Origin of the sequence: Enterococcus sp. HY326, from assembly GCF_026157065.1 — a bacterium.
GTDB lineage: Bacteria > Bacillota > Bacilli > Lactobacillales > Enterococcaceae > HY326.
On the sequence record NZ_JANLGQ010000003.1, the window covers coordinates 242,997 to 258,410 of the forward strand.

The 15,414-nt window shown below is 41.0% G+C and carries 15 protein-coding genes; 13 read left to right on the plus strand and 2 right to left on the minus strand.

The window, feature by feature from the left end; all coding sequences use genetic code 11:
• Positions 1 to 190: 190 nt before the first annotated feature.
• The 4 genes from ORH16_RS08995 to ORH16_RS09010 all read left to right on the plus strand — a co-directional run bounded on the left by ORH16_RS08995 (position 191) and on the right by ORH16_RS09010 (position 4,396).
• The gene (locus tag ORH16_RS08995; RefSeq protein ID WP_265458743.1) at positions 191 to 973 is read left to right on the plus strand and encodes a sulfite exporter TauE/SafE family protein; all 783 of its coding nucleotides are present in this window, start codon (positions 191 to 193) and stop codon (positions 971 to 973) included.
• 309 nt (positions 974 to 1,282) lie between these two features.
• Positions 1,283 to 1,846 (plus strand): alkyl hydroperoxide reductase subunit C, encoded by a 564-nt coding sequence (gene ahpC / locus ORH16_RS09000; RefSeq protein ID WP_265458160.1) that lies wholly within the window; start codon positions 1,283 to 1,285, stop codon positions 1,844 to 1,846.
• A gap of 14 nt (positions 1,847 to 1,860) precedes the next feature.
• Entirely contained in the window at positions 1,861 to 3,387 is a 1,527-nt protein-coding gene (gene ahpF / locus ORH16_RS09005) for an alkyl hydroperoxide reductase subunit F (RefSeq protein WP_265458162.1), read from the plus strand.
• A 421-nt stretch (positions 3,388 to 3,808) separates the two neighbouring features.
• A complete protein-coding gene (locus ORH16_RS09010) occupies positions 3,809 to 4,396 on the plus strand; it encodes a LysM peptidoglycan-binding domain-containing protein (protein WP_265458163.1) in 588 nt (195 codons plus the stop codon).
• 64 nt (positions 4,397 to 4,460) lie between these two features.
• Here the strand turns inward: ORH16_RS09010 and ORH16_RS09015 are convergent, their stop codons facing one another.
• Entirely contained in the window at positions 4,461 to 5,048 is a 588-nt protein-coding gene (locus tag ORH16_RS09015; protein ID WP_265458165.1) for a CYTH domain-containing protein, read from the minus strand.
• Between the two features lie 143 nt (positions 5,049 to 5,191).
• On the opposite strand from ORH16_RS09015, the gene ORH16_RS09020 reads away from it, so the two are divergent.
• Genes ORH16_RS09020 through mgtE form a run of 4 tightly spaced genes read left to right on the plus strand, consistent with a single transcriptional unit; the run spans position 5,192 to position 8,942 of the window.
• Positions 5,192 to 5,857, plus strand: a complete 666-nt coding sequence (locus tag ORH16_RS09020; RefSeq protein ID WP_265458166.1) for a GTP pyrophosphokinase — start codon at positions 5,192 to 5,194, stop codon at positions 5,855 to 5,857.
• On the plus strand, positions 5,854 to 6,651 hold the full coding sequence (locus ORH16_RS09025) for an NAD kinase (protein ID WP_265458168.1): 798 nt from the start codon (positions 5,854 to 5,856) through the stop codon (positions 6,649 to 6,651). Before ORH16_RS09020 ends, ORH16_RS09025 begins: the two co-directional genes overlap by 4 nt.
• Positions 6,652 to 6,653: 2 nt before the next feature.
• A complete protein-coding gene (locus tag ORH16_RS09030) occupies positions 6,654 to 7,559 on the plus strand; it encodes an RluA family pseudouridine synthase (RefSeq protein WP_265458169.1) in 906 nt (301 codons plus the stop codon).
• 18 nt (positions 7,560 to 7,577) lie between these two features.
• On the plus strand, positions 7,578 to 8,942 hold the full coding sequence (gene mgtE, locus ORH16_RS09035; protein ID WP_265458171.1) for a magnesium transporter: 1,365 nt from the start codon (positions 7,578 to 7,580) through the stop codon (positions 8,940 to 8,942).
• Positions 8,943 to 9,032: 90 nt separating this feature from the next.
• Here mgtE and ORH16_RS09040 read toward each other — a convergent pair whose 3' ends face one another.
• On the minus strand, positions 9,033 to 9,674 hold the full coding sequence (locus ORH16_RS09040) for a copper homeostasis protein CutC (protein WP_265458173.1): 642 nt from the start codon (positions 9,672 to 9,674) through the stop codon (positions 9,033 to 9,035).
• A gap of 133 nt (positions 9,675 to 9,807) precedes the next feature.
• On the opposite strand from ORH16_RS09040, the gene ORH16_RS09045 reads away from it, so the two are divergent.
• The 5 genes from ORH16_RS09045 (at position 9,808) to ORH16_RS09065 (ending at position 15,400) form a co-directional block, all read left to right on the plus strand.
• Entirely contained in the window at positions 9,808 to 10,659 is an 852-nt protein-coding gene (locus ORH16_RS09045; RefSeq protein ID WP_265458175.1) for a methyltransferase domain-containing protein, read from the plus strand.
• A gap of 249 nt (positions 10,660 to 10,908) precedes the next feature.
• Entirely contained in the window at positions 10,909 to 11,415 is a 507-nt protein-coding gene (gene trmL / locus ORH16_RS09050; protein ID WP_265458177.1) for a tRNA (uridine(34)/cytosine(34)/5-carboxymethylaminomethyluridine(34)-2'-O)-methyltransferase TrmL, read from the plus strand.
• A 24-nt stretch (positions 11,416 to 11,439) separates the two neighbouring features.
• Positions 11,440 to 12,078 carry a histidine phosphatase family protein gene (locus tag ORH16_RS09055; RefSeq protein ID WP_265458179.1) on the plus strand — a complete coding sequence of 213 codons (639 nt, stop codon included), beginning with the start codon at positions 11,440 to 11,442 and terminating at the stop codon, positions 12,076 to 12,078.
• Between the two features lie 23 nt (positions 12,079 to 12,101).
• Complete coding sequence (locus ORH16_RS09060; protein ID WP_265458181.1) at positions 12,102 to 14,765, plus strand: ATP-dependent RecD-like DNA helicase; 2,664 nt, start codon at positions 12,102 to 12,104, stop codon at positions 14,763 to 14,765.
• A 155-nt stretch (positions 14,766 to 14,920) separates the two neighbouring features.
• Complete coding sequence (locus ORH16_RS09065; protein WP_265458183.1) at positions 14,921 to 15,400, plus strand: DUF2798 domain-containing protein; 480 nt, start codon at positions 14,921 to 14,923, stop codon at positions 15,398 to 15,400.
• Positions 15,401 to 15,414: the final 14 nt, after the last annotated feature.

Here is a 15,414-nt window from a genome sequence, read left to right on the forward strand (position 1 = left end):
TGCTTTTCAAAGTTTTTTTATTGTTTTAGAAAAGTCTGGTTAAAGAGAGGGAAATCAGTTGCCGATTTTTAACTGATTTATTCAAGTAATAGTAGCAGCGAATTTTTTTGTGCTTTTAATTAAAAAGCAGGTATGCTAATTTTGAATTAGTGTAATTTATTTTTGTGTTTTAAAAGGAGTGAACAAGGTGATTGGAATCGGTGTACTGTATTTTATTGTAATTATTTTGGCCAATACCGTTGGAGCAATCTCAGGCATGGGGGGCGGCGTTCTTATCAAGCCGGTCTTGGATTTTATCGGCTATGATTCTGTTGCTGCGGTCTCCTTTTATTCAGCTGTGGCGGTTTTTACAATGTCGGTTGTCTCCACTTGGCGGCAACTTGCTAGCGGCCGCAAACTGAATGGCCCGATTGTTCTCTGGGTTTCTTTAGGAGCGGTCATCGGTGGTTTTCTCGGCAATGTTGGCTTTGAAGGCCTCTTAAAAATCTTTCCCAATGAAGACTACGTGCAGCTGATTCAAATTGTAATTACTATTTTTACGCTGGTCTTTGCCTTTTTATACAGCAAATACGACTGGAAACAATTTCATTTAAACAGTATATTTTGGTATTGCCTGTGCGGGGTGACTTTAGGCTTCCTCGCCAGCCTTTTAGGAATTGGCGGCGGGCCGATTAATGTTTCACTGCTGATGCTGCTCTTTAGTCTGCCAATTAAAGAGGCGACTGTTTACTCCATCTGCACGATTTTTTTCTCTCAGCTGACCAAACTGGCTACAATTGCGTTTTCCAGTGGTTTTGCCCGCTATGACCTGCAAATGCTATTTTTTGTGATTCCCGCAGCAATCTGTGGCGGCTTAATCGGTGCAAAGTTTAGCCAAGTTTTATCGCCACAAAAGGTGACAACCGTCTTTCAAGGTGTAATTATTTTAGTCATTTTGGTTAATATCTATAATGGCATCCGCATTTTCATTTGAATCAGGGACACTTTTTAAAAATCTGTAACTTTGGGAAAATTTCCTAGTTACAGGTTTTTTTGATTCTCATTTTAGAGACAATCATTCTCAACAAAGTCAGTAAACTACTGAAATAGCTTTCAAGTTTTGTTTAAATTGACTTAAACCGAGCGCATTCCTTGCTAATAGAAAGATAATCTTTGTAAAAAAATTTCTAGATTGTCAAAAAAGTTTTTTAAAAAGTGGAAAAAAGATTGACTTAATGGCTGTTTTATTATAATAATTATAAATAGGGAATCTACCCTTAAAATTTGTGAGGAGGAATTGTCAATGTCATTAATTGGAAAAGAAATCGAAGCGTTTGAAGCGAAGGCTTACCATAAGGGAGAATTTATCGATGTAAGCTCTGAAGATTTTAAAGGGAAATGGAACATCGTTTGTTTTTATCCAGCAGATTTTACATTTGTTTGTCCAACTGAGTTAGAGGATTTACAAGGACAATACGCAACATTAAAAGATTTAGGAGTGGAAGTTTATTCTGTATCCACAGACACTCATTTTACCCATAAAGCGTGGCACGACCATTCAGATGCAATCGGCAAAATCGAATACATTATGATTGGTGACCCATCCCATAAAATTTCCCGCATCTTTGATGTGCTGGATGAAGAAGAAGGCGCAGCTAATCGTGGGACATTCATTATTGACCCTGATGGCGTAGTTCAAGCAATTGAAATCAATGCTGACGGTATCGGCCGTGATGCTAGCACTTTAATCAATAAAATCAAAGCTGGCCAATATGTCCGTAACCATCCAGGTGAAGTATGCCCTGCCAAATGGCAAGAAGGCGAAGAAACTTTAACTCCTAGCTTTGATTTAGTAGGTAAAATTTAAGGGGGAACGTCTTTATGGCATTAGATGCTGAAGTAAAAGGACAATTAGCCCAATATCTAACCATGTTGGAAAATCCAATTGTTTTAGAAACAAGTTTAAATGATAGCGAAGCTTCCGGCAAAGTCCGCGACTTTGTCACGGAAATTGCTGAGATGTCAGATAAGATTGCCTTTAAAGAAGTTACTTTAAAACGGACGCCTAGTTTTAAAGTAACCCGCCCAGGCGAAGATTCCGGTATTGTTTTTGCTGGCCTGCCAATGGGTCATGAGTTTACTTCATTGATTATGGCTTTGCTACAGGTGAGTGGTCGGGCACCAAAAATTTCTGATGAACAGGTTGCCTTGATTAAAACAATCAAACAGCCGTTAGCATTCGAAACTTATGTCAGTTTGACCTGTCACAATTGTCCAGATGTGGTACAAGCACTAAATATTATGAGTGTTTTAAACCCAACAATCAGTCATACAATGATTGAAGGCGGCATGTTTAAAGCCGAAGTGGAAGAAAAAGAAATTTTAGCAGTGCCGACAGTTTATTTAGACGGCGAGTTTTTCGAAAGCGGCCGCATGACGTTAGATGATATTTTAGCAAAAGTGGTGACAAGTGATCCATCTGAGTTCACAGCCAAAGAACCCTTCGACGTTTTAGTTGTCGGCGGCGGACCGGCTGGAGCGAGTGCGGCAATCTATGCTGCCCGCAAAGGAATTCGCACTGGTTTATTAGCGGAAACTTTTGGCGGCCAAGTGATGGAAACCTTAGGTATCGAAAATATTATCGGTACTCCTTATACAGAGGGACCGAAATTTATGGCTTCTGTTGAGGAACATGTCAATCAATATGAAGTTGATGTGATGAAGGCCCAACGTGCTGCCAAAATTGAGAAAAAAGAATTTGTCGAAGTTACGCTGGAAAATGGCGCAGTGCTGCAAACAAAAGCAGCAATTTTAGCAACTGGTGCTCGCTGGCGCAATACTGGCGTTCCTGGTGAAGCGGAATTCAAAACTAAAGGGGTTGCCTATTGTCCCCATTGTGATGGCCCGCTCTTTGCAGGTAAAGACGTGGCAGTAATCGGCGGCGGGAATTCCGGAGTGGAAGCTGCAATTGATTTGGCAGGACTTGTCAAACATGTGACGCTTTTGGAATTTTTACCAGAATTAAAAGCTGACCAAGTGCTGCAGGAACGTTTGGCTAGTTTACCGAATGTGACTATTTTGAAAAATGTCGCCACAAAAGAAATTACCGGCGACACCAAAGTAAACGGCTTAACTTATATGAATCGTGAGACAGAAGACGAGCATCATATTGAATTAGCAGGTGTCTTTGTGCAAATCGGTTTAGTTCCAAACACCGATTGGCTAAAAGATACGCTAGAGTTGAGTCGCATGGGTGAAATTGTCGTCGACAAGCGAGGTCAAACTAGTATGGCGGGTGTTTTTGCCGCTGGCGATTGTACCGACAGTGCCTACAAACAAATCATTATTTCAATGGGATCCGGTGCAACAGCGGCCTTAGGTGCCTTTGATCATCTGATTCGCAGTTAATCTTTTCTTAACTTATATAGTAGGAAAAATGTTAAAAAGCTCTTTTGAGAACCTAAAAAGTTCTCAGAAGAGCTTTTTTTTGTTGAAATCTTTGATATCTGCTGAATCCAATCAATCAAACCGCTAAGAAAGTAATGAAAAACGTTTGCAATTTTGTAACATTTGTCAAACTTCGTAACATAAGACGGTCAAAAAATTCTTTACAAAATAAATTTAAGAATATTGACCAATTTTGTCCTTGTTATAAAACAGTGAAAAGTTTGATGTAGCAAGGGCTATCCGCCTTTTTTACAAGGTATTACGAAAACCCTGTTTCCCGTAACGAAGTGTTATATTATTTAAACCTATGTAATATTTTCTGGTGTTAAAGTAGTGTTCGTCGCTGATGCGAACAACACTTTATTTATTTAAGGAGAGTTACATGAAATCAATTAAAACTTTACTATTAGGAACAGCTGCCATTGCCGGAATCGGATTTTTCGCAGGTGCCACCAATGCTAGTGCTGCCGAAGCTTATACAGTTCAATCAGGAGATACTCTTTCACATATTTCATCTGAATTTTTTGGCAGTGACGACTATGTTAATGCCATCGCTGAAGCAAGTGGTTTAACTGACGCTAACTTAATTATCGTCGGTCAAGAATTATCAATTCCAACAGAAGAAGAAATTGCCAACGGAACTTACACCGTTGCTGAAACAACTACTTCTACTGCGACTGAAACAACAACAGATACAACAACTACTGATACTTCAAGCACTTCAACTTATACTTCTAGCGTAAGTGGTAGCGAAGCTGAAGCGAAAGAATGGATTGCCCAAAAAGAATCTGGTGGTTCTTATACAGCAACTAACGGACAATACATCGGCCGTTACCAATTAACTTCTTCATACTTGAACGGTGACTATTCAGCTGCCAATCAAGAAGCAGTTGCTGATGCTTATGTAGCAAGCCGTTATGGTTCATGGACAGCTGCCCAAGCCTTTTGGTTAGCAAATGGCTGGTATTAAGAAATAAAAAAATTGAAGTAAACGTTAAGACTGAAATCATTTTTTATGATTTCAGTCTTTTCTTTTATTTTTTATCAAAATTAGCTGCAGAAAAAGCCCGTTTAATTTTGTTGTCGGCTTTTTTATAAGGAATGTCAAATTTCTGCAAAAAGGTCCTAAACGCCTGCTGGCCGATTTGGGCATCGGCCACCTCTAACTCCACTTCAAAATCTTCTTGTCCGCTATAAAAACTATGGTCAATTGCTAACAAGCCTTCCGGAATTTTAAATTCAGCTCGTTTAGTAGTTAATTGGGCAATTTGCTCTAACTCATCGGCAGTGACCGCAAGCTCCTGTAATTTTTCCACCGTGTGGCCTGCTGATAAAAATTTTCCGGCCTCGACATAAGCGTTAGCTTCTCCTAAAGAAAGCTTGTCAGTGGTTTCTAAAAGCCCGTCTGTTAAAGGGGTTTTTAAAGTGGCTTCACCATAATCACTGTAGAGGCGAATCCGCAGACCCCAGCCGGCATTTCGCAGCCGGCCGTCTGCTGTATCATAGTAAGCATTGGTCTGGCTGAAAAAATCAGCGGCAGTTAGCTGGTAAAAATCAAGTAATTTTTTGTAATCTGTAGCTGCTAGTAAACTTTTGTATTCTATTTCGACACTTTCACTCATGAATTTCTCCTCGCTTTTCTTTTCATCATAGTAGATAAAATCAAAATCGACAACTATTTTAAAATGAAGTGCTTTCCTTAATTCTGCTAGGCCTTTATGGTAAAATAAGACTGTATGTAAAATGCAAAGTTGAGGAAAAATAGATGGAACGAGACTGGAACTTATTTTTGGCACCTTATGAACAAGCGGTGTCAGAATTGAAGATAAAACTGCGGGGGATCCGCAAGCAATACCGGGAACAAAGTGAACATGTGCCGATTGAATTTGTGACTGGCCGTGTCAAACCGGTGGAAAGTATTTTGGCGAAGGCTCAGCTGCGGCACATTCCTTTAGATCGTTTAGAAGAGGAAATGTCAGATATTGCTGGCCTGCGGATTATGTGTCAATTTGTGGAGGACATCCATCAGGTTGTGCAAATTTTAAAAAATCGTCGGGATATCAAGGTGATTCAAGAACGGGATTATATTTCTAATAATAAAGCAAGCGGTTATCGCTCGTATCATTTGGTGATTGAATATCCGGTGGAGCTTGTAGGCGGCGAAAAAATTATTTTAGCGGAAATTCAAATCAGGACACTGGCGATGAATTTTTGGGCAACGATTGAACACTCTTTAAACTATAAATATAAAGGAGAATTTCCTCAGGAGATGGGCGAACGCCTGCAGCGGGCAGCTGAGGCGGCCTATCTGTTAGATGAAGAAATGTCAAAAATTCGTGAGGAAATCCAAGAAGCCCAAAAGCTCTTCTCCCACGGGCGAGGCTCTGAGCGGGATAATTATTTTCAGAAAAATAGCGGGGATCAATCATGAAAGTTGCGATTGTAAATAATCACGAAGAAAAATCATTGGCAGTTGCCAAACAGCTGCGAGATCTCTTAGGTCAAGCAAATATTATTTTAGATGAACGCAATCCTGAGCTGGTAATTTCGGTTGGCGGCGATGGCACATTGCTTTCAGCCTTTCACCGTTACAATCACTTATTATCTAAGGTCAGTTTTTTAGGTGTCCATACGGGGCATCTAGGGTTTTACACTGATTGGCGAGATTACGAGCTGACGGAGTTAGTTGAAAGTTTAAAAAATAATCGTGGCCAGAGTGTCAGCTATCCTTTATTAGATATTGTTATCAAATATTCAGACGGCAAGACGCAAAATCATTTTCTGGCCTTAAATGAGTCAACGATTAAGCGGGGCAATCGCACGATGGTGGCGGATGTCTATATTAAAGATGAATTATTCGAGCGGTTTCGGGGGGATGGGCTGTCGATTTCAACACCGACCGGCTCAACGGCTTACAATAAAAGTATCGGTGGTGCAGTGATTCATCCTAGTATCAATGCCTTTCAATTGGCAGAAATTGCTTCACTAAATAATCGGATTTTCAGAACGCTAGGCTCGCCAATTATCATTGCAGAAAATGAATGGCTGGAAATTAATTTGAAGGATCGCAGTGACTATTTTGTAACTGTCGATCAATTGGATATCCGCCAAGACAATATTGCCTCCATTTATTATCGAATTGCCAAGGAACGGATTCACTTTGCTTCTTATCGCCATACGCATTTTTGGCGGCGAGTGCGGGATTCCTTTATCAGTGAGGGGTAGCCGTGGAATTTAATTGGATATTTCAAAAAGAAGCCCCGCAGCTTTTGCGGAGCTTTTTAAAAGAGCAGGGAATTTCTAAAGGACTGCTGGCGAAAATTAAATTTCAAGGTGGGCAAATTTTTGTTAATCAGCAGGAGCAAAATGTCTTGTTTTCTCTAAAGGCAAATGATAAGGTTACAGTTGTGATTCCGGATGAAAAAGAACATGAAACAGTTCTCTTAGATGAGACACCAATCGATATAATTTTTGAAGATGAGCACCTATTAGTAGTGAATAAACCATGGGGGGTCTCGTCAATTCCCGCCCAGTATCATCCGAATGGGACGATGGCCAATCGGGTGAAAAATTATTATAAAAAACAAGGCTATCTCGATCAAGTGGTTCATGTGGTGACCCGTTTAGATCGAGACACCAGCGGATTGATGCTTTTTGCTAAGCATGGTTTTGCCCATGCGAAATTAGACGTCCAGCTGAGGGAAAAGCAATTTATAAAAAAATATCAAGCTCTGGTGGCTGGTGAAATTAATACGCTACAAAAGCACGCTGAAATTAATTTACCCATCGCTAGAGATTTAACTTCTTTATTAAAACGCAAAGTTGCTGCAGAAGGCCAGCAGGCGGTCACGGAATACTGGTTGGATTATTTAGGTCAGGAAGTAGCTTTAGTCGATATTCAACTGCACACCGGCCGGACGCATCAGATTCGGGTCCACTTTGCGGCGATTAATTGCCCGTTATTAGGGGATGACATGTACGGTGGTCGCTTGGATTTAGGGGGTGAACGCCAAGCGCTACACTGTTACGACTTGCGTTTTCAACATCCTTTTTCGGGGGAAGCTTTAGCATTTGAGCTGCCTTTAGCGGAGGATATGCAAAAAGTTTTAGAACAGCAGAAAAATATTTTTTAGAAAGTTGTGGTGAGGGAAATGGATGAAAATCAAGAATTGCAGGAGCAGTTTGACCTATTACTGGTGGATTTAGCCCAGGATAAGATTCAAGATTTTCGAGAACGCTTTTTAGACCTGCATATTTACGAGCAGGGGCAGTTCTACCAAGACCTCGATGAAACCCAACGGCAGCAAGTTTATGGTTATTTATCGCCAAAAGAATTGGCGGATATGTTTGATGTTATCGAAGAAGACAATGAACACATGAAGGATTATTTAGCAGAAATGCGGCCTAATTATGCCGCTGATATGCTAGCGGAAATGTTTACCGATAATGCCGTGGATTTATTAAACACGTTAAATAAACGAGACGTTGCAAAATATTTAAATTTGATGGATGCAGAAGCAGCCAGCGAAATTAAAGAATTGCTGCATTATGAAGACGATACCGCTGGTTCTATCATGACCACCGAGTTTGTGTCAATCGTGGCCAATCAAACCGTGCGGTCAGCGATGTATGTGCTAAAAACAGAAGCGTTTGTTGCTGAAACGATTTACTATGTTTATGTTGTCAATAGCGAAGAGCAACTTGTCGGTGTAATTTCTTTGCGGGATTTAATTATCAATGATGACGACACGATGATTTCAGAAATTTTAAATGAACGGGTTATCTCGGTTCATGTTGGCGATGACCAAGAGGATGTTGCTCAAACCTTCCGGGATTATGATTTCCTAGCTCTGCCGGTGACTGATTATGATGACCATCTACTAGGGATCGTTACCGTCGATGATATTATCGACGTTATCGATGATGAAGCAGCCAGCGATTATTCCGGTTTGGCGGGGGTTAACGTTGAAGAAATCAGCGAAAATCCGATGAAGGCAGCTTCACGTCGTTTGCCATGGCTGATCACCTTACTTTTTTTAGGCATGTCAACAGCGACGTTAATTTCGCATTATGAAAGTTTGGTCAGTGAAGCGAGTATTTTGGCCGTCTTTATTTCTTTGATTACTGGGACTGCGGGGAATGCCGGCACGCAATCACTAGCGGTTGCTGTGAGGCGGCTAGCGGTTTCAGATGAAAAAAAAGGCTTTGCTAGTATGATTTTAAGTGAAGTGGCCACCGGTGCCATTACCGGTGCCATCACTGGTGTCACCATTATGATTATTGTCGGTATTTGGCGGCAAGATTTTATTTTAGGTTTCGTGATTGGTATGGCGATGTTGGGGGCAATTACAGTCGCCAATTTGGCCGGCAGTTTGATTCCAGTTTTAATGGACAAGCTAGGTTTTGATCCGGCGGTTGCCAGTGGCCCTTTTATCACCACCTTAAGTGACTTAACAAGTGTTTTGATTTATTTCAATATTGCCAGCTTCTTTATGAGCTATTTTATTGGTCATTAGCAAAAGAACAGCATAAAAAAAGTGAAGTGGCCCTCAAAAGTTAGATTTTTGGTCTAACTTTTGAGGGCCACTTTAGTGCTGTTGTTTACTTTAGCCAAAATTACCAACAATTTTGGTGCCGTGGGCTTCGTGAACATTTAGTGTCGCCATCACGGCCTCAACTTTTGCATCAGTGATGCCGGCGCCGGGCAAGATAATTAATTTATCTTTGGCATAGTCAATTAATTCTTTGAGACGGGGGAAATTATCTTCAATTTTTGTGCCAGCTGCTCCACCGTGGGTTAAAATCCGTTGGACGCCATGCTCGGCTAACCAATCAATCGCTTGAAATTGTTTGGCGGCTGGAATTTGGTCAAAGGCCATGTGAAAGGTCACCTGTAAGCCTTCAGCATTTTCTAAAAGCATTTCTAGAGCTTCTTCATCTAACCAATGCTCTTCCGTCAAGCAGCCGAAGACTACGCCATCTGTGCCTAATTTTTTAGCTTCGATTAAATCCGTGTGCATAATTTTTAATTCGGTATCATTGTAGAAAAAATTACCGCCTCGAGGCCGAATCATGGTCATGATAGGCACTTGATGCTCATTGCCATAGCTCAAGGCTTCTTCAATGACGCCTGTGCTAGGAGTCGTTCCGCCAACGGCCAAGTTGTCGCATAATTCAATCCGTTTGGCACCATTGGCAATAGCTTGGGGAATATGGGTAAAGTTTTCGGCACAAAATTCTTTAATCACTTGTTTGCCTCCTTAATGATTAAGTAGTAGTTAAGCTGAAATCAAGATTTCACCGCTATTTTAGCATATTTACTTGCAGTTGTTGAGAGCAAGCTTTAAGATGAAGTCATTAGTTAAAAAAGTGAGAGAAAAGATGTTAAAAAAAATTGATCAAGCCCAATTATTTATAGAAAAAAATGCTAATTTTTTTCGCTGTCCTTTGTGCCATCAAGGGATGCAGTCTAAAGAATATAGCTTAATTTGTGAGAGCGGTCATCGCTTTGATTTATCCAAAAAAGGAACACTGTTTTTTTTAAAACAGGGACATGTTACTGAATACTCGAAGGAAATGTTTCAACCAAGAGGCCGCATGATTCAAGCAGGCATGTATCAGCCGGTACTGGATGTCGTAGCCAGCTGGTTAACTTCTGAAATGAGTATCTTAGATGTTGGCTGTGGAGAGGGCAGCTTTTTGTCATTGCTGAAGGACAAAGTGAGCTTTCAAACTGGTGTCGGCTTTGATATTTCTAAAGAAGGCATCTATCTGGCCAGCAATCAGCCGGGAGAAAATTTTTACTGTGTCGCAGATTTGACCAATTTACCCTTTGCTGATCAAAGTTTTACTTGTTTATTGAATATTTTTACTCCTTCCCACTATCAAGAATTTCAACGAGTGTTACAAAAAGACGGCTTTTTGTTAAAAATAGTTCCGCAATCTTGTTATTTAAAAGAATTGCGAGCTGCTTTTTATCCAGATCAAAAAGACAAGCAATCTTATTCAAATCAGGCGGTTGTTCAAAAGCTTTCTGAAAAAATGGCGATTGTACAGCAAAAACGTGTGACCTATAGCTTTGATGTTCCCGAAGAAAATCGTTTGGATTTATTGTCAATGTCGCCTTTAGAGTGGCAAGTCAGTCCCGAAAGAAAACAGTTTCTTTCAGAAAACCCCTTAAGAAAAATCACAATTGATGTCGATGTGATTAAGGCTGTAAAGAAAATGGCCTGAAATTTGAAATAATTTTAAGAAAAGACTTGAAAAATTTTACGAATGATGTTATATTACATTCAAGTCATTTTTCATTGGTTTTTATCAGGTTCCTGTTCTGATAAAAGTTAGTGAAAAGAGCTTCACTAACGTAACGACTCGCAGTGCTAGACACCGAGGCGGTACGTTTTTTTTATGCAAAAATCATGAAATCCGCTATACTGTTTGTATTGCGATTGACGATAAACTATAGAATGAAGGAACTTTTCCATGACAAATCAGATAGTCTTGTTTGAACCACAAATTCCTGCTAATACCGGCAACATTGCTCGGACGTGTGCGGCGACTAATTCACCGCTGCATTTAATTGAACCTCTAGGCTTTTCGACAGATGACAAGCAGCTGAAACGAGCGGGTTTAGATTATTGGCACGATGTTGATATTACTTACCACGCATCTTTAGAGGCATTTTTAGAATACCTTGGTGAGCGCCAGCTCCACTTAATCACTAAATTTGCCCACAAGGTTTATAGTGATGTTGACTATAATGACGGGCAGGACCATTTCTTTTTATTCGGAAAAGAAACAACCGGTTTGCCGGAGGAATTTATGCGGGAAAATGAAGAAAAATGTTTGCGGATTCCAATGAATGACGAGCATGTACGGTCATTAAATCTATCGAACACCGCCGCATTAATTGTCTATGAAGCGTTGCGGCAGCAAAATTTTCCAAATTTGGAACTTGAGCATCATTATGAGCACGATAAATTAGATTAAAAATAAACGATAAAGGACGTCAAAATGGATTTATATTTTACACGCCACGGGAAAACTGAATGGAACTTAGCCGGCCGTTTTCAAGGAATGATGGGGGACTCCCCTTTATTGCCTACTAGTCATGATGAAATTAAACAATTTGGCCAGCATGTCAAAGAGATTCCCTTTGCAAAAGTTTATGCTAGCACCTCTAAAAGGGCCCAAGATACTGCTAAAGGAATTGTTAGCCAACTAGCTCAGCCGGTGGAAATTATTTCTACGCCGGATTTGCGGGAATTAGGTTTAGGAACTTTGGAGGGGCGGTCAATCGAAAGTCGTCGAAAACATTTTGCCGAAACCTTAGACAATATGCGGTATCGGATGGATTTATATGATCCAACTCCCTTTGAAGGGGAGCCGATTGATCAAGCGATTGCCCGCGTTGTCAACGTTGTGACGCAGGCTGTGGCGGATAATACTACGGATCAGCCATTGCTTTTTGTGGGGCACGGGGCCTCGTTGACCTCCTCCATTCAGTGGTTGGCGGGAAAATCTTTAGCGGAAGTCCGTAGTCAAGGTGGTTTGTTAAACAGCAGCTTAACGATTTTAGAAGCGGTCGAACCAAAGCGAGAGCTGCCTTATCAGTTAAAATTGTGGAATGATGTCAGCTTTTTAACGGAGTAGTCGATAAATTAAAGGATGAGAGTATGTTTGAAGCAGAACGCATGTATATCACCGGTGAAGTAGCGGCGATTTTTTTTCAAAATCCCGGCAACTTTTATAAGGTGCTGTTGATTAAAGTCAGCGACACCAACAGTGAATTCAAAGAAGCTGAAATTGTAGTGACCGGCAGCTTTGGCCAGCTGCAGGAGGGGGAAAGCTACCGTTTTTTTGGTGACTTTGTGGATCATCCCCGCTATGGCAAACAATTTCAAGCCGAAAGTTATGAACAAGAGCGGCCAACTTCGGCCCATGGTGTCGTCAGCTATTTGTCTTCTGATAAATTTCCCGGCATCGGCAAGCGGACTGCAGAAAAAATTGTTGAAGTTTTAGGCGAAGATGCGATTGAACGGATGCTGGCAGATCCAAGTCTGCTGCAGCAAATCCCTAATTTAAATGAAACTAAGCAGCGGACCATTTTAGAAACGGTGCGCTTAAATCACGGCATGGACCAAGTGATTGTTGGTTTGACCCGCTATGGCTTTGGCAATCAACTGGCCTTTGCTATTTATCAAACGTATCAAAATGAAGCGCTGGAAATTATTCAAGAAAATCCGTATCAGCTGGTGGAGGATATCGAGGGAATCGGCTTTAAAAAGGCCGACAATATTGCCGAGCAGTTAGGGATTGTCGCAGATTCGCCGCAACGTATCAGAGCGGCTATCCTGCATCAAAATTTTCAGCAGGCTTTGCAAACAGGTAATACCTACGCTGAGGCAGAAATGCTGCTGAATCAAACGATTTACGTCTTAGAGAGCAGCCGCCCCTTTGAAATCAAGCCCAATTTAGTAGCGGATGTCATCATTGGACTGGTGGAGGAAGGCAAAATTCAACAGGAGGAAACCAAGCTGTATGAAAATAGTTTGTATTTTTCCGAGTGGGGCATTGGCGGCGCCGTTGACCGACTGTTAGGTCGTAAAAAAGAAATTAGTTATCCCAAAAAAGAAATTGATAAAGCATTGCGCTTGATTGAAAAAACTTCCGGCATTGTCTATGGTGAATCCCAGGAAAAAGCGATTAGAGATGCTATCAAAGCGCCAATGTTTATTTTAACTGGCGGACCAGGGACCGGAAAAACGACAGTCATCAACGGGATTGTTCAATTGTTTGCGGAATTAAACGGTATTGAATTGGATCCAAAAAAGTACAGCAATGAAATTTTTCCAATTTTATTGGCGGCGCCGACTGGCCGAGCAGCTAAACGTATGAATGAGACGACTGGCTTGCCCGCCAGCACAATTCATCGCTTGTTAGGCTTGAACGGACGGGAAAAATCCCAGAGCCTTTCCGCTAAGGAATTAGAAGGTGGCCTATTGATTGTCGATGAGATGTCGATGGTGGATACTTGGTTGGCCAATACCTTATTTAAAGCGATTCCCACCAATATGCAGGTGATTTTTGTGGGAGATAAAGATCAGCTACCTTCAGTTGGTCCCGGTCAAGTTCTTCATGACTTATTGGAAATTGCCGAAATTCCCAAAAAAGAATTGACGGAAATTTATCGCCAAGGCTCGGATTCAACGATTGTACCTTTAGCCCATGAAATTCGCCAAGGAATGCTGCCGGCTGATTTCAATAAAAATCAGAAGGACCGCTCATTTTTTAATGCCCATGCTAATCAGATTGAGCCATTGATTCGGCAAATTGTCGAAAAGGCCAAGCTGAAGGGTTTCACTCCCCAGGATATTCAAGTTTTAGCGCCGATGTATCGTGGCGTTGCCGGCATCGATGCTATCAATAAAATGATGCAGGAAATTTTTAATCCCAACGACGGTTCCCGCAAGGAAGTTAAATGGAATGACACTGTCTATCGTATCGGCGACAAAGTGCTGCAGTTAGTCAACGAGCCGGAGCTGAATGTTTTTAACGGTGATATGGGAGTTATCACCGGCATCACCTTTGCTAAAGACAATGAAGATAAAGTTGATCAGTTGACAATTTTGTTTGACGCCACTGAGGTGACTTATCGCCGGAATGAGTGGATTAACATCACGCTGTCCTATTGCTGTTCAATACATAAAGCTCAGGGGAGTGAATTTAAAATGGTGATTTTGCCGATGGTCAAACAGTATTCCCGCATGTTGCAAAGAAATCTGCTTTATACCGCTGTCACCCGCAGCAAAGACCTGCTGATTTTATTAGGAGAGACCGAAGCCTTTGTTCAATGTGTGCACAATGAATCGGCCATCCGCTTAACAACTTTAAAGGAAAGAATTCTCAATGCCTCTGAGATGTCGCTGACTCTGCGCAGCAAATTGGAAGCATATGAAGAATCTTTAATGGCCGATCCCTTCACCGATGAGGAACGGCCACGGCGGAGTGTTCAACAGGCCAAGGAGAAAAAACAGACTGAATCTACCAATGAGGAAAAGCAACCCCAATTATTTAGCGGGATTGAGCTGGATAATTCGGCCAATCAGCCTAATATTTTTGAGGCCAGCGAAAGCTATCAAACCGCTGATTCAGGAAAAGCAGGGGCTGTTGAACCTGCAGCAGTCAAGAAATCTTCATCAGCTAAGGAATCTACTGACGCAACAAATGAACCAGAGCCACAGATAAAGGATTTTATTTTGACCTTAGCAGCGATTCAAAAACAACAAATCGATCCGTTAATTGGAATGGCGGGGATAACGCCTCAGGATTTTTCCTGAAAAATGTTTTTGAATATTTTCAAAAAAATTTAAGCAAATCTCTTACACGAAAATTTTTTTTGTGATAAGCTAACTCTTGCGACTGAAAAGAATGCCATTGGCTAAAATTCTCTTCAGGCGCTTTTTTTATTTTATGAAAACGAAGGAGCAAAACAATGCCAAAAACAAAACTCGAAGGAATTCTTTTTACAACTACAATGTGTCTTTTAATGGTGACAGGAATGAGTGCTTATAATTTAGCGATTCATCATAGTTTCTCGTGGGGGGCCTTATTCGGTGGTTTAATCCCCGGTTTTATCGTTGCCTTTATTTTGGATGTCTTTGTCGTCGGTAAAATCGCCAAATCAGTAGCCTTTAAATTGCCCATCAACAAAGAAAAAATGCTGCACAAAATTTTGGCTATTTCAGGTTGTATGGTCATTGGAATGGTTTTATGTATGTCATTTTACGGTGTCGTCTATGAACAAGGCTTCAGCGAAAACTTTTTGATGATGTATCTGACAGCGATTGGTTTTAATATTATTGCGGCTTTGCCATTGCAATTATTGATTGTCGGACCAATTTCCCGTAAGCTATTAGGTCTATTTCAAGGGTATACTGCAAAATCTGCAGTTGAATTTGACCCGGAAGCTTAAATTAGCAAAAAAAA

What these genes read in the sequence shown, in the direction of transcription:
- ORH16_RS09025 (WP_265458168.1), top strand. Translation starts at nt 5,854, where the DNA reads ATGAAAGTTGCGATTGTAAATAATCACGAAGAAAAATCATTGGCAGTT.
- ahpC (WP_265458160.1), top strand. Translation starts at nt 1,283, where the DNA reads ATGTCATTAATTGGAAAAGAAATCGAAGCGTTTGAAGCGAAGGCTTAC.
- ORH16_RS09060 (WP_265458181.1), top strand. Translation starts at nt 12,102, where the DNA reads ATGTTTGAAGCAGAACGCATGTATATCACCGGTGAAGTAGCGGCGATT.
- ORH16_RS09065 (WP_265458183.1), top strand. Translation starts at nt 14,921, where the DNA reads ATGCCAAAAACAAAACTCGAAGGAATTCTTTTTACAACTACAATGTGT.
- ORH16_RS09010 (WP_265458163.1), top strand. Translation starts at nt 3,809, where the DNA reads ATGAAATCAATTAAAACTTTACTATTAGGAACAGCTGCCATTGCCGGA.
- ORH16_RS09055 (WP_265458179.1), top strand. Translation starts at nt 11,440, where the DNA reads ATGGATTTATATTTTACACGCCACGGGAAAACTGAATGGAACTTAGCC.
- ORH16_RS09020 (WP_265458166.1), top strand. Translation starts at nt 5,192, where the DNA reads ATGGAACGAGACTGGAACTTATTTTTGGCACCTTATGAACAAGCGGTG.
- ORH16_RS09015 (WP_265458165.1), bottom strand. Translation starts at nt 5,048, where the DNA reads ATGAGTGAAAGTGTCGAAATAGAATACAAAAGTTTACTAGCAGCTACA.
- mgtE (WP_265458171.1), top strand. Translation starts at nt 7,578, where the DNA reads ATGGATGAAAATCAAGAATTGCAGGAGCAGTTTGACCTATTACTGGTG.
- ahpF (WP_265458162.1), top strand. Translation starts at nt 1,861, where the DNA reads ATGGCATTAGATGCTGAAGTAAAAGGACAATTAGCCCAATATCTAACC.
- ORH16_RS09045 (WP_265458175.1), top strand. Translation starts at nt 9,808, where the DNA reads ATGTTAAAAAAAATTGATCAAGCCCAATTATTTATAGAAAAAAATGCT.
- trmL (WP_265458177.1), top strand. Translation starts at nt 10,909, where the DNA reads ATGACAAATCAGATAGTCTTGTTTGAACCACAAATTCCTGCTAATACC.